Annotated in this window: 10 protein-coding genes and 1 pseudogene; 1 reads left to right on the forward strand and 10 read right to left on the reverse strand. The window is 45.1% G+C overall.

Translation table 11 applies throughout. From position 1 onward, the window contains the following. The first annotated feature begins 88 nt into the window (after positions 1 to 88). Positions 89 to 1,623 (forward strand): IS3 family transposase gene (locus BCU07_RS00805; protein ID WP_413286078.1). Its coding sequence is split into 2 segments (ribosomal slippage): positions 89 to 542 and positions 542 to 1,623, totalling 1,536 coding nucleotides; the frame shifts between segments, so codons are not numbered across the junction. Positions 1,624 to 1,885: 262 nt separating this feature from the next. Here the strand turns inward: BCU07_RS00805 and BCU07_RS00810 are convergent. The 10 genes and pseudogenes from BCU07_RS00810 to gltB all read right to left on the reverse strand — a co-directional run bounded on the left by BCU07_RS00810 (position 1,886) and on the right by gltB (position 13,866). Further along, the gene (locus BCU07_RS00810) at positions 1,886 to 2,197 is read right to left on the reverse strand and encodes a hypothetical protein (RefSeq protein ID WP_102428212.1); all 312 of its coding nucleotides are present in this window, start codon (positions 2,195 to 2,197) and stop codon (positions 1,886 to 1,888) included. Between the two features lie 113 nt (positions 2,198 to 2,310). Continuing rightward, positions 2,311 to 2,586 carry a hypothetical protein gene (locus BCU07_RS00815; RefSeq protein WP_017066511.1) on the reverse strand — a complete coding sequence of 92 codons (276 nt, stop codon included), beginning with the start codon at positions 2,584 to 2,586 and terminating at the stop codon, positions 2,311 to 2,313. 668 nt (positions 2,587 to 3,254) lie between these two features. Then, a pseudogene (locus tag BCU07_RS00820) lies at positions 3,255 to 3,764 on the reverse strand (IS5/IS1182 family transposase); the annotation flags it as partial. A gap of 246 nt (positions 3,765 to 4,010) precedes the next feature. Further along, positions 4,011 to 4,628 carry a TRIC cation channel family protein gene (locus BCU07_RS00825; protein ID WP_017070823.1) on the reverse strand — a complete coding sequence of 206 codons (618 nt, stop codon included), beginning with the start codon at positions 4,626 to 4,628 and terminating at the stop codon, positions 4,011 to 4,013. Positions 4,629 to 4,702: 74 nt separating this feature from the next. Further along, positions 4,703 to 5,572: a vitamin B12 ABC transporter substrate-binding protein BtuF gene (gene btuF, locus BCU07_RS00830; RefSeq protein WP_017062892.1), complete on the reverse strand. Its 870-nt coding sequence runs from the start codon at positions 5,570 to 5,572 to the stop codon at positions 4,703 to 4,705. 1 nt (position 5,573) lies between these two features. Beyond that, positions 5,574 to 6,539: a cobalamin biosynthesis family protein gene (locus BCU07_RS00835; protein ID WP_017070822.1), complete on the reverse strand. Its 966-nt coding sequence runs from the start codon at positions 6,537 to 6,539 to the stop codon at positions 5,574 to 5,576. Positions 6,540 to 6,549: 10 nt separating this feature from the next. After that, entirely contained in the window at positions 6,550 to 7,245 is a 696-nt protein-coding gene (gene mtnN, locus BCU07_RS00840) for a 5'-methylthioadenosine/S-adenosylhomocysteine nucleosidase (RefSeq protein WP_017066514.1), read from the reverse strand. A gap of 127 nt (positions 7,246 to 7,372) precedes the next feature. Then, complete coding sequence (locus tag BCU07_RS00845; protein ID WP_017059301.1) at positions 7,373 to 7,801, reverse strand: DUF1499 domain-containing protein; 429 nt, start codon at positions 7,799 to 7,801, stop codon at positions 7,373 to 7,375. Between the two features lie 172 nt (positions 7,802 to 7,973). Continuing rightward, complete coding sequence (locus BCU07_RS00850) at positions 7,974 to 9,386, reverse strand: FAD-dependent oxidoreductase (RefSeq protein ID WP_102428211.1); 1,413 nt, start codon at positions 9,384 to 9,386, stop codon at positions 7,974 to 7,976. Between the two features lie 16 nt (positions 9,387 to 9,402). Next, positions 9,403 to 13,866, reverse strand: coding sequence for a glutamate synthase large subunit (gene gltB, locus BCU07_RS00855; protein WP_102428210.1), 4,464 nt, complete (start codon positions 13,864 to 13,866; stop codon positions 9,403 to 9,405). Positions 13,867 to 14,183 lie beyond the last annotated feature (317 nt).

Genomic DNA, 14,183 nt, shown 5'->3' on the forward strand with positions numbered 1-14,183 from the left:
AAAAATCATGAAAGTGGCTAAACATCCCTATCTGGCAGGGTAGATGTCACTGTTAAAATTTAACCAGTTTGGGCGATAAAGAGTAATTGTGTCTCGTATCTCAGTAGAAAGAAAAGAAGCTATATTGAAGAAGCTATTACCTCCCTATTCGATGTCAGTGAAAGAAGTGTCGGAAGAGGAAGGAATTAGCACTGCGACCCTGTATCATTGGCGCCAGCAACTCAGAGGTTCAGGAGCCGGCGTGCCAAATAGCAACACTTCATCAGAGCAGTGGTCTGCTCAAACTAAACTCGCCATTGTTGCCGAGACTTACTCGATGACCGAAAGTGAACTCAGCCAATATTGTCGTGAAAAAGGTCTTTTCCCTGAACAAATCCAAAGTTGGCGCATCGAATGTATGCAAGGGTTTAAGTCGAGTAAAGAGCAGGAAGCTGAAGCAAAGAAGCAGGCTAAAGCTGACAAACTTGAAATCAAAGATTTGAAGAAAGATTTACGACTCAAAGAAAAAGCACTCGCTGAAACGGCTGCCCTCTTGGTACTAAGAAAAAAGCTGAGAGCCTTTTACGGGGAAGAGCCAGAGGACGACTAACCTCAACCGATGAAAGGCAGACCATAGTGACTCTAATCCTTGAAGCGAAGCAATGCGGATGCCGTTTACAGCTAGCTTGCCATGAAGTTCAAATTGACTTGAGAACCTATCGTCGCTGGTATCAGCAAGGAGAAGTTCAAGCTGACAAAAGGCCAATATGCATCAGACCTGAGCCTGCTAACAAGCTGTCTCAGGAAGAGCGTGATGCGATTGTCGAGGTGTGTAACCGCTCTGAGTTCGCAAGCTTGCCTCCAACTCAAATCGTCCCGACACTGCTTGATAGAGGTGAGTATATCGCCTCTGAGTCGAGCTACTATCGAGTACTGAGTACGCAGGGGCAACTTCACAAGCGAGGTCGTCAGCGGAGCAGACAGAAGCAAGCGAAGCCAACCAGTTACACAGCGACGGACTCAAACCAAGTCTATACGTGGGATATCACTTACTTACCTTCAAAGGTTCGAGGCCAACACTATTACCTGTATGTCATTGAGGACATCTACAGTCGAAAAATTGTTGGTTATGAAGTGTATGAGCATGAATGCGGTGAGCTAGCGTCACAACTTCTGCAACGAACGTTGATGCGAGAGCAGTGCTTCAATCAAGCACTGGTTCTTCACTCAGATAATGGTGCGCCGATGAAGTCGTTGACGTTCAAAGCAAAAATGGAAGAGTTAGGTATTACTTCATCGTATAGTCGCCCAAGAGTCAGTGATGATAACCCGTATGTTGAGTCATTGTTCCGCACGGTAAAGTACATGCCAAGCTGGCCAACAAAGGGCTTTGAAACAATCGACAGTAGTCGAAGTTGGGTTGAAGCCTTCGTACGCTGGTACAACACGGAGCACAAGCACAGTAAGCTGAATTATGTCACGCCTTCAGAGCGTCACAATGGAAAAGATAAAGAGATCTTGAAGCGCCGAGCGGAGGTACTACTCGCTGCAAAAGAGCTAAACCCTGAACGCTGGCCTGGTGATATCAGAAACTGTGAACCTGTTGGTGACGTTCACCTAAATCCAGAAAGAGAAGCTGCTTAATAAGTAAGCAAATGATGACAACTACCTTGAAAAACACCGACATGGTAAAATTAATTTTATATAAGATATCACCATAGGTTTTATATTATTTAAAGATTTACGGTGATCTTTTTAAATATATTTTCATAGCAATAGGTAGTGACCAAAAATAATTTAGATAATTTTGGTCACCATATGTTATTTAAATTTTGATAAAACAGCTTGAACTATGTCATTTGATAATCGATTGTTCTATTTTGTGTTTTAAATTAATAGATTGAAATTAGTCGAGAGGGGTAATTGTCTCTTTACCATCAAAGTCAAAATAACCTGATTCAGAAATTGCCTCTTCAATGCCAAAGTCTTTATTTGCTACTGTGATAGATACATCGCAAAAGTATGATGTATTTCTAACATTAGGGTGTTTTTTCTTTGAGCAGTTGATTTTATCGATGGTCGTTTCTACAAGCCCCATAGTAGCTCCAGTTGCTTCAATGATGCCTTGTTCAACAAGAGACTCAACTTTTTTCGAGTCGTTGCCACAGCCAGTTATAAGAATAGTAGCAAGGCTAATGGTGAAGATTCTAATCGTCATTATGGTAACTTTAATATTAGTTAAAGGTCTTTATTTAAGTCGTCAGTTTGGCTTTGACTAGCCACTAAATCAAACTATTGAGTGTATATATTGTGCGATTGCTCTTGCAAAGACTAGGCTTGGCTTTCCGCTGTATCCAATACTTTGTTGTTAAACTCTTTTGTGCCTTTGTAACCCATAAATAGTGCTACAGCCCAAATGATGAAACTAATTGGAGATGCAATCACGGTAATTGCACATACAATAGCAATGATTAGATTAATAATACCCCACATGACGCTTCCTGCGTACATTTGACCAGCACCTGGAATAAAGAAGCCAAGTGCTAAGGCAACAATTGGGTTCTTCATGTTGTTCTTAAGTCTAGCTTCTTTAATTGAGTCGTTCATTTTAATCCCCTAATTAGTGTTTGTGTTCTAAAAGGTTAATCCACGTAGAACAATTAAGTCAAATGCATTAATTGTTTCACTTTTATTTCATTTTTGTTAATTGTCATGGAAGTGTAATAAATTATATTTGTAATAAAAAGTTCTGTCAGGTTTTTTACGTACAACCATTCCAATGTCAATAATTTATTTTGGGTTATTTCTATTTCGTGATTAAAGGTTAATAACCATCTCAATTGCTCGATAATTGATCGCCAAGCAGATGCGTACTGTTTCTATAAACTCAGTTTCTATGGGCTAGTTGAGTTTTAAAAGTGCTTTTTCGAACACTTATGTCTGATTGACTTTTGAGCGCGTCATTGTAGCCATGCGCAAATTGAGTTTGCACTAGAAACCATTTGTAACATAATTTATTGGTGCCGATGAGCGTTCCATTTTTGTGATGTTTGTTCAGATTTTTTATCGATGGGTTTATTTGATTGAGTGAGCTTATGGTTGTAGATAAGGAACTTTAACTAGAAAGTTTGATGGCGGTCACTTTTTTTACTAACCAGATGGTAAGTTTTTTTGTGATAGAGTGTCTAATTGATTCTTTTTGTTGCAATTTGAGGTTTGTAATCTTCGAACTTAACCAGTTTTTCGGCGTGATAATGAGGTGAATTTCAATATAATCATATATTAACGACAAGATTTGCCCCTTGAACGTTGTAATATCTCAAGCTTAATTGACCACTGAATAGCCCTTTATATCGCGGCATTGCGATTTCAGGTAGTGATAACCAAGCTTGGCTTTCCACTCCGTTATAATCCCATTTTTCAGAGCTGTTACTCTTTCATTTCTGGGATGTCCGTCTTTCCAAAGTGCTGAATTTTTGTGTCGTAAGTCTCCCCCCTCTGAGACGGCGCGGATCTTTCTACGTAAAGAAATAAATAATGTTGGCATCACCTCATTATCGCCAAGCTTTACAAGGCTAATCTAATAACTAATGGCTTCGTGGATATCAACGTCAAAGCTTACGCTATGTTCTCTGCTTTTCGAGCCATGTTTTTCATCTTTTACTCACTCTCTCTAAAGGTCCTGAGTTCTGTTGAGTCTATGGCTATGTGGTGAGCAGCACCTTTATATTTATTCCAATATTTAACTTTACCGTTTGTGAGCGATAGCTTATACAGGTGTAATTAAAGGGGGGGGGGCTAACCTCAATCCCCCACTTATTTATCTTGGTTCGACTGACTTGGAGATATTTTGCAATTTGTGTACGAGAGAGGCCTCTTAAACGTGTGCGAGTAAACGCACACAAATCAATGATGAAAATTGGAAGGGATTGGTATTTCGTAGCAGGTCATTTCGTGAAGGCTGCTTAGTTCACACTAAAATGTAGATGATAGAGGCCCCTTTGCGGAGCCTTTCACTTTGTAACGATAGCTTATTTGATGGCGAAGGTCGGCAATGATAAATGCCAACGAATAGCGCCAAGCCTGATCAATAGTGTTGAGAACACGCCGGCCAGAAATGCAGTTTCTGAGTCGTGCCCCATGCTGATCGCCACGGTATGGAAAGCGCCACCAATGATACAAGCGGTCGCGTAGACTTCACTTCTTAGAATCATTGGCACTTCACGGGCAAGCACGTCGCGGATAATACCGCCACCGCAACCGGTGATGACACCCATGATGATGGCCACTAGTGCTGAATCTTGATAGATAAGCGCTTTTTCCACGCCAATGCCAACAAACACCGCTAGGCCAATCGCATCACATACCGGCAATATCCACCAAGCCAGACGTTTCGGGCGTCTTACAATAATCATGGTCAACAAACAGGTGATGATGATGACCCAAAGGTAGGTGGTATCGGTGATCCAAAACACGGGAGTTGCACCCAATGCCATGTCACGAATAGTACCGCCACCAATTGCGGTAACACTGCCTAGAACGGCTACGCCAAAGGGATCCATCTTAAGACGGCCTGCGACAAATACGCCTGAGACAGCAAAGATGGCAGTGCCAAATAAATCGATAATATAAAGCAGCATGGAGTCCATGATACTGGTGCTCTTATAGTTAAAATTGTAGGGACAGGTCGGTGGCGAATTGTACGAAAAAACGCAGCAAATAGTTAGTGATTTTGCCTAGCTCTATCGAAGAAATCGCATACTTGTTGGATCGCTTTCAAAGTTCTTGTTGTCGGGCGATTAATCCAGTCTGAATTGAGGGACCAAATCTGATTTTGAGCGACTGCTGGGATTTCATCTTCCCATGTTTGCCACATGGTTCCATTCTCAATCGCGTGCTGAGAAGTGAAGATCACTTGCGGTTTTCTTAATACAACTTGTTCAATACCAACTTGCGGATATGGCGAGGCGCTGTCTTCAAAAATATTGTGTCCACCACAAAACTCAAACACCTCACTTGGCCAGTGTCCTTGAGCAACAGTGATGATCGGCTTTTCACTGAGTTGGTAGAAGTAGTTTACTGACTCGGCATCTTTGTATTTTAGTCTCAAGGCGTTGAGCTGCTCTCTGTATTGCTGAGCGTTATTTTCGCCAATACTTGGATCGCTAGCGTATTGGCTCAGTTGTTCAATATTGGTTGCGATACTGTCTAGGCTTTTGGTCTTGGAGTAGTAAATATTAAAACCAAATTGCTCTAGTTTCGCGAGCTCTCTGGGCGGGTTTCCCGCTGGCCACGCAAGAATCAAATCAGGCTGAAGTGCGATGATCTTCTCAACCTTGATGCCTTGATAGTTTGCCACTTTTTCAAGCTTATCGGCTTGTGGTGGGTAATCACTTCGTTCACTTACGGCGACAAGGTTGTTACCTAAACCTGCGCTGTACGCGAGTTCAGTGGCATGAGGAGCAAGGCTGACCACGCGTTGAGCCGGCTGTACTTGTTCTTGAGTCAGTGGTACTTCTTCTGCAAATGATAAAGGCAGCCATAAGCTGGAAGACAAAATAGTAAGGCTTGTAACAAGTGCTGAAGATTCCACTCTAAATCCCTTGGTGAATAAATAGTAAGGCTAGGCTTTGTAAAAAGATCCAGATAGCGATGCGACCAAAGAGTAGTTTCTGAACCTGAGATAGATGCAGAGCTGACGGTGCGATTCTTCCGCCTAATTTTGCGCGAATGGCTTTAGTGTTGTCGTAAATCGCAGGGCCACCTAATGATAACTCCAGCTTGTTGCCAACAGCCGTGATTAACCAGGCTGGGCCGGGTAGTGGCCAAGAGCGACTTTGGACTAGCATCATCTTAAATGTGTGCGTTGCTTTATCACCAAAGACGATCATCAAGGCAAATAAGCGCATTGGTATAAGTTCTAGGATAGCGACGATCTTGATTGCCGTTGAGCCGAAAGGAGAAAACTGCTTGCGACTTGGCGACCAAGCTCGAGCTAACTCGACCACAAGGCGATACATTAACGCAGCGATTCCGCCACCAATGGCGTACCAGAACAACACACAAACTACGTTACGAGCGTAACCCATGATTATGGTTTCTGTGGCGGCTTTGCCGAGGCCAAGTGACGAAAGTGATTCGGTTTGACGATTGACAATCGGAGCCAGTAACTGACGAGCGGCCGCTTTATCTTCTCGGCCAAGTACTTTGATCAGTTGGTTAGCCAGCTTTTCATTATTGCGCCAATCAATCGCGAGTAATAACAGTGCCAATTCAAACAGTTGAGATTGCCAAACCAATGGTTGCAGTGCCAATAGAATAACCAGAGTTGGCAGTACCATTAACCCCCAGGCTAATGTGCCTGAGATTAAACTTTGGGAATAGTTGTGGTTGTTATTGTTATTGTTATTAACCTTGCTTGCTAAAAGCTCAGCAAACTTATGCCATAAGGTCGTGGGGTGTGCGGCATGGGGGATAGGTAAAATTAAATGAAAAAGCAGTGCTCCCCACATCACAAGGAGCACGCCATTTGCAAATACCTGATCAAACAGTGTTTGCATGTCTAGTCGCTTACTTTAGTAGGGCAACCATCTTGATAACCATTTCAGAAGAGCTTTGCGCTGCTAGTGGCAGGAACTCTTCGAAGCTCATTGGTGATTCTTTGTCTGCAACATCAGAGATTGCACGAACAACCACGAATGGTACTTGGAATTGGTGACAAGCTTGAGCGATAGCCGATGCTTCCATCTCTACAGCAACAACAGATGGGAAGTGCTTGCGGATGAACTCTTGGCGTTCTGCTGTGCAAACAAATGCGTCGCCAGTACAGATAAGACCGCGAACGGCATGCTTGTCTTCCATTTGTGCTAGTGCTTGTTCAGCAACAGCCATCAGTTTGTCGTCAGCTTTGAACGCTGCAGGTTGACCTGCCATTTGGCCGATTTCGTAACCGAAAGCTGTAACGTCTGCATCGTGGTGTCGAACTTCAGTTGAGATAACCACATCGCCAAGGTACAGTGTTGAATCAAAACCGCCAGCAGAGCCCGTGTTAAGAACGACATCTGGTTGGTATTCGCTTAGTAGGATTGAAGTACCAACAGCCGCTGCTACTTTACCAATGCCAGATTGAAGCAAAACAACGTCAACACCATTTAGCTGACCAGAGAAAAAGGTACAACCGCCTTTATTAACTTCAGTAATGTCTGAAATTGCTGCTTTTAGGATCGCAACTTCTTGCTCCATTGCGCCAATGATGCCGATTTTCATGTGTAGTCTCTTAATAAATAATATTTAAACAGTAGAGCGAAATTGTAGCATGGATAAGAAGTGTCGAGCGACTGCCCAGAGGCACTTCTCATCCGAATAGTAGCTATTTATCTGCGTATTCTTTTATCTATTTGATTAGGCCTTCGCTTTTCAAGCTAGCACGAAGCTGTTCAGCTCGTTTTCGGTTTACGCCAAAATCAGAATGGCCAGTACGAGACTCTGAACGCACGATCAGTTTGCCATCCGTGATTTTAAGTTCTAAGTCATCGACAAAACGCATGATGCGCGAAGTACATTCAACACGCAGATAATCTTCTGTTTTACTCGCGGTTTTTGATCCCGGTAAGGTTAGCGCAACCTGCTCAATCGCATCTAAGCTCGCTGAATCTGACAACTCAAACGCGGCCAATGCATGTTGCTCACGATCATCTTGAGTTGATACGCAGTTTGGTTTGTCTCCACAAGGTGATGAAGTTCTGTCTTTCATGTCCGTGATTCCTTGGCTGCAAGCGGTTAACGTTAAAAGTGATAACGAGAGGAGAGCTGCTTTTTTCATAATGTTTCCTATGGCGTTGTTTTAATTTTAGTTATAGGTATTGGCTTGTTTGCGATTGTTTTACGTATTTTTCGATATGCTTGTGATAAACGTATCTAATTCAAAAAAGGATCCATCATTGGATCCCTTTTTTATAGTAACAGCCTGAGTAATAAAGGAAACCTTAGATTAGTCACACTTCTAGGTAGTCCAAGATCCCTTCTGCGGCTTTACGGCCTTCATCGATAGCGGTCACCACTAAGTCAGATCCTCGAACCGCATCGCCACCTGCAAATATCTTGCTGTTGGTGGTTTGGTATTGAAACTCTTGTTTGTTAGGAGCCTTGATGCGACCCCACTGATCGAGCTCTACACCAAATGGTTCTAGCCACTCCATTGCATGAGGTTGGAAACCAAATGCCATGATAACGGCGTCTGCTTCAAGAACATGCTCACTGCCTTCTACGGGTTCTGGGCGACGACGACCTGCGTCATCGGGTTCACCTAGCGCCGTTTTCACCACTTTGACGCCAGTAACATGACCAGATGAATCGGTTTCCAATGCTAATGGCTGAAGGTTGAACATGAACTTCACGCCTTCTTCTTTTGCATTCTTCACCTCACGGCGAGAGCCTGGCATGTTGGCCTCATCACGACGATAAGCACAGACGACGTTAGCAGCATGCTGGCGAATAGACGTTCGGACACAGTCCATCGCAGTATCACCACCACCAAGCACGACGACTTTCTTACCTTGCATATCGATAAATGGGGTTGGGTTTTCCAGTTCCATGACCTTGTAGGTATTAGAAATCAAGAATGGCAGAGCATCATAAACGCCCGGTGCATCTTCGTTGTCTAAACCCGCACGCATGTTTTTATAGGTGCCGACACCAAGGAAAACAGCGTCGTAGTCATCGACGAGTTGCTGAAGTTGTACATCTTTGCCGACTTCGGTATTCATTTGGAACTCGACGCCCATCTCGCTAAAGATACGGCGACGATTTTCCATGATGCCTTTCTCAAGCTTGAACGATGGAATACCAAACGTCAGTAGGCCACCGATCTCCGGATAGCGGTCAAACACAACGGCTTTTACGCCATTACGAACTAGGATGTCAGCAGCAGCAAGACCTGCTGGCCCCGCACCGATGATCGCGACCTTTTTATCAGTCCACTCAACGTGAGACATGTCAGGCTTCCAACCCATCTCAAAGGCTTTGTCGGTAATGTACTTTTCAATATTGCCAATGGTTACGGCACCGAAATCGTCATTGAGGGTACAAGAGCCCTCACACAAGCGGTCTTGAGGGCAAACTCGACCGCAAACCTCAGGCAGGCTGTTGGTTTGGTGAGACAGTTCAGCGGCTTCGATAATACGCCCTTCATTGGCAAGCTTAAGCCACTGAGGGATGTAGTTGTGAACAGGACATTTCCATTCACAGTATGGGTTACCACAGTCTAAACAACGGTCTGCTTGCGCTTTCGCTTGCTGTTTAGTGAAAGGTTCGTAGATCTCTACAAACTCAATCTTACGTATCTTGATTGGTTTCTTCGCTGGGTCTACGCGATTCACATCAATAAATTGGTATACATTCTGGCTCATTATTGGCTCCTTCCAATTATTGCGCTTGAACACGAAGTTCAGCTGAGCTGCGGCTTTGGTGGCCGAGCAAGGTGTTCAGATCCGCCGTCTTTGGCTTCACTAGGTAGAACTTTGGAATCCATTCATCAAAGTTCGCCAGAATAGCTTCAGCGTGTACTGAGCCAGTCTCTTCTAAGTGCTCTGCAATTAAGCCACGCAGATGTTCTTGGTGGATAAATAAGTCAGACAGAGAAAGTGCCTCGACCGACTCGTTATTTACTCGACCTTGGAAGTCTTCGTTCTTATCCATGACATAAGCGAAGCCACCTGTCATACCCGCACCGAAGTTGACGCCAGTTGCGCCAAGAATGGCAACAATACCGCCGGTCATGTATTCACAGGCGTTGTCACCAGCGCCTTCAATCACAGCAACCGTACCTGAGTTACGTACGCCAAATCGTTCGCCAGCCGTACCAGCTGCAAACAGCTTGCCTCCAGTTGCGCCATACAGACAGGTGTTGCCTATGATGGTCGCTTCGTTACAAGTAAATGCGGTGCCTTGGTGAGGCTTGATAACCACTTTGCCGCCAGCCATGCCTTTGCCAACATAGTCATTGGCATCGCCTGTTAGGTAAAGCTCAACGCCGCCTGCGTTCCAAACCGCAAAAGATTGGCCTGCTGTACCGTCGAGATATAACTTGATTGGTGAACCTGCCATCCCTTGGTTGCCGTATCGCTTAGCAATTTCACCAGAGATACGAGCACCAATCGAGCGGTCTGTGTTGATCACGTTGTAGTAAAGGCTGGTGGATTGACGTTTCTCAATTGCATCGAGTGCATCATCCAGAATCTGCTGGTTGAGCTGAGCTTTATCAAATGGTGCGTTTGGCTCGGTCCAAAACAGTGGGTGACCTTCTGGAGATACCGGAGCTTCGAGTATTGAAGAGAGATCGAGCTTGTTCTGTTTCGCGGTGAGGCCTTGAACGGCTTCAAGTAAGTCAGTACGACCAATCAGGTCCGTTAGTTTTTCTACGCCGAGTTCTGCAAGGTATTGGCGAACTTCATCGGCTAGGCCTGTAAAGTAGTTCACCACCATGTCTGGCAGGCCTTTGAAGTATTCGCGGCGTAGTGTTTCATCTTGAGTCGCAACACCCGTCGCACAGTTGTTTAGGTGACAAATTCGTAAGAACTTACAACCCATTGCGACCATTGGCGCGGTACCAAAACCAAAGCTTTCTGCACCGAGAATCGCACCTTTAATCACATCAAGGCCAGTTTTTAAACCACCATCGACTTGCAGGCGGATCTTATGACGAAGCCCGTTAGCAACCAGTGCTTGTTGAGTTTCTGCTAAGCCAAGCTCCCAAGGGCAACCTGCGTATTTTACCGAGGTTAGAGGGCTTGCCGCGGTACCGCCATCGTAGCCAGAAATGGTGATCAGATCGGCATAGGCTTTCGCTACACCAGTTGCAATCGTGCCTACACCCGGTTCCGATACTAACTTTACTGAAACCAAGGCTTTAGGGTTCACTTGTTTAAGGTCGAAAATCAGCTGCGCTAGATCCTCGATAGAATAAATATCGTGATGTGGAGGAGGGGAGATCAGTGTCACCCCTTGAACTGAATATCTCAGCTTAGCGATTTCTGCGGTAACTTTATGGCCGGGCAGTTGACCACCTTCTCCAGGCTTCGCACCTTGCGCGACCTTGATCTGCAAAACATCCGCATTGGTTAAGTAATGTGGCGTCACACCAAAACGACCGGAAGCTATCTGCTTGATACGAGAGTTACGGTCAGTACCAAAGCGTCGAGGGTCTTCACCACCTTCACCAGAGTTTGAGTAACCACCCAAGCGGTTCATCGCCATTGCTAATGCTTCATGCGCTTCTGGGCTCAAAGCACCGATCGACATTGCCGCAGAGTCGAAGCGTTTAAACAGATCGCTGTTAGGCTCGACTTGCTCTAGTGGTAGAGGCTGATCGGCTTTTTTGAGGCTCATTAAGTCGCGTAACATCGCAGCTGGACGAGCATTTACTTGCTTAGCAAAAGAGAGATAATCCGATGTCTCACCTGTTTTTACTGCAGTTTGCAGAGTGCCAACCACATCAGGGTTATAGGCGTGATATTCGCCGCCGTGTACGTATTTGAGTAAACCACCGTGCTCGATTGGCTTACGCTTAGTCCAGGCTTTACGCGATAAGTTATAGATATCTTGTTGGAAATCGCTAAAGCTTGCGCCTTGGATTCGAGTGGTAACTCCGCGGAAACAGAGCTCAACAACATCGGAATGAAGGCCAACGGCTTCGAAAAGCTGTGAACAGCGATAAGAGGCAATGGTTGAAATTCCCATCTTCGACATGATCTTGTACAGACCTTTGTTGATGCCGTTTTGGTAATTTTGCATTGCGGCACGATAATCTTTATCTAAAGAGCCATCATCCAACATTTTACCTAACGCTTCATAAGCGAGGTATGGGTAAACCGCGGTTGCACCGAAGCCAAGCAGCACAGCAAATTGGTGTGGGTCGCGCGCAGTTGCTGTCTCAACAACGATGTTGGCATCACAACGCAGGTTGGTATCAGCAAGCCTTGTTTGCACCGCACCAACCAACATGGCTGCAGGGATCGGTAGTTTTCCTTTCTCTAAACCTTTGTCCGACAGCACAACTAAAACCGCACCTTCGCTGACTTCTTGTTCGGCGCTATCACATACTGCTTTGATTGCTTGTTCTAGATCTTGGTTATTCGGGTCGTAGTGCATGCTGAGAATGACATGACGATAATGTTTTTGACTCAACTGCAGAAGCTGCTGCATGTCTGAGTAAAGCAGTACTGGTGAATCAAACGTGACACGATAGGCGTGACCGTCTGTTTCACAGAACACGTTCATCTCTTTCCCAATACTGGTCGCCAAAGACATCACGTGTTTTTCACGCAATGGATCAATCGGTGGGTTGGTGACTTGTGCAAACTTTTGACGGAAGTAATCAGTGACCAAGCGTTCTTTTGAAGAGAGCACAGCCATTGGCGTGTCGTCGCCCATTGAGCCTACTGCTTCTTGCCCCATATCACCAAGCACACGCAGCACTTGGTCGGACTCTTCGTTGCTCATCGCAAACTGTTTTTGGTAGGTCTTGAGCGTGTCATCGTCAAAGCTGCGCTTACCGACTTGCTCATCGGGCAGATCGGAAAACGGTGTGAGTTTGTGAACGTTCTTTTCCATCCACTCTTTATATGGGTGGCGGCCTTTGAGGTCATTGTCGATCTCATTAGATTGCCATAGCTTGCCGCGGCGAGTATCTATTACCAACAGTTCGCCCGGGCCAACACGGCCTTTCTCTGCGACTTCATCCGGTGCATAGTTCCAGATACCGACTTCTGATGCGAGCGTGATTAGATTGTCTTTGGTAATCACATAACGCGCAGGACGCAGGCCGTTTCTATCTAGGTTACACGCAGCGTAACGACCATCAGAAAGTACGATACCTGCAGGGCCATCCCACGGTTCCATGTGCTTGGAGTTGAAGTCGTAGAATGCACGTAGATCTGGGTCCATATCTGGGTGGTTTTGCCAAGCGGGCGGCACAAGCATGCGCATCGCTCGGAACACATCCATACCACCGGCAAGGAACAGGTCGAGCATGTTATCTAGGCTTGATGAATCTGAGCCTGTCTCATTCACAAAGGGTGCGGCGGTTTGTAAGTCTGGCAGCAACGGCGAAGAGAATTTATAGGCACGAGCCTTAGCCCACTGACGGTTACCTTCAATGGTATTGATCTCACCATTGTGTGCTAAATAGCGGAATGGTTGAGCCAGTGGCCAACGTGGTTGAGTATTGGTTGAGAAACGCTGGTGGAACAGACATATCGCCGATTCCATACGTAAGTCAGCAAGATCGAGGTAAAATCGCGGAAGATCGGCCGGCATACACAAGCCTTTGTAAACCATGACTTGTGTCGAAAGGCTACAAATATAGAAATCTTTGTCTTCGGTGATCTGCTTTTCAATTCTGCGACGAGCAATATATAGGCGGCGTTCGATGTCACGCTCACGCCAGCCTGCAGGTGCTGAGATAAAGACTTGTTGAATGTTTGGAACAGAATCTTTTGCGATTGGCCCCAAAACGTCGGTGTTAGTCGGTACTACGCGCCAACCTGCAACCGTTAAGGTCTCTTGAGCGAGCTCTTTATTGACGATGTCTTGCGCAGATTGCGCTTTGATTGGGTCTTGGCTGAAGAAAATCATGCCGACAGCGTATTGCTTGCCGAGGTTGAAGTTATTCTCTTCTGCGATAATTCTGAGGTAAGAGTCTGGCTTCTGTAGTAATAAGCCACAGCCATCTCCGGTTTTACCATCCGCGGCGATACCACCACGGTGTGTCATGCGATCTAGGGCTGAAATAGCAGTTCTTACCAACTTATGACTAGGTTGGCCTTCCATTTGCGCTATTAAACCAAATCCACAGTTGTCTTTTTCAAGACTAGGATCATATAGAGCCATTGCAATTCTCCCTTTTGCTTCTCTGTCATCCAGACAGTAAATGACTAACTATTCATGTACTTGTTGTTTTTTATAAACTGATAGTTTGCTTTAGCCAGTTAAAACGTTATTGGTTGTGTTAACAAAACCGATTGATTTTGTTTTCATCAGCTTTACAACGTATAGCTAATTGTGTTTAAGGTCAAGTTCATGGTTAATTATCATGCATAAACGCGATTAGCCACTTAATAATCTAAAATAGTCGATGGATATCAATGAGATATAGAAGGTAGATGTTAACGAGATTTAACATATACAACAGGGTGATTTTGAAAGCG

It is taken from the genome of Vibrio sp. 10N.261.54.E10 (assembly GCF_002877735.2).
GTDB lineage: Bacteria > Pseudomonadota > Gammaproteobacteria > Enterobacterales > Vibrionaceae > Vibrio > Vibrio crassostreae_C.

Coding starts and splice junctions, on each gene's coding strand:
- gltB (WP_102428210.1), bottom strand. CDS start 13,866: ATGGCTCTATATGATCCTAGTCTTGAAAAAGACAACTGTGGATTTGGT.
- BCU07_RS00825 (WP_017070823.1), bottom strand. CDS start 4,628: ATGGACTCCATGCTGCTTTATATTATCGATTTATTTGGCACTGCCATC.
- BCU07_RS00845 (WP_017059301.1), bottom strand. CDS start 7,801: ATGAAAAAAGCAGCTCTCCTCTCGTTATCACTTTTAACGTTAACCGCT.
- mtnN (WP_017066514.1), bottom strand. CDS start 7,245: ATGAAAATCGGCATCATTGGCGCAATGGAGCAAGAAGTTGCGATCCTA.
- BCU07_RS00835 (WP_017070822.1), bottom strand. CDS start 6,539: ATGCAAACACTGTTTGATCAGGTATTTGCAAATGGCGTGCTCCTTGTG.
- BCU07_RS00850 (WP_102428211.1), bottom strand. CDS start 9,386: ATGAGCCAGAATGTATACCAATTTATTGATGTGAATCGCGTAGACCCA.
- BCU07_RS00810 (WP_102428212.1), bottom strand. CDS start 2,197: ATGACGATTAGAATCTTCACCATTAGCCTTGCTACTATTCTTATAACT.
- BCU07_RS00815 (WP_017066511.1), bottom strand. CDS start 2,586: ATGAACGACTCAATTAAAGAAGCTAGACTTAAGAACAACATGAAGAAC.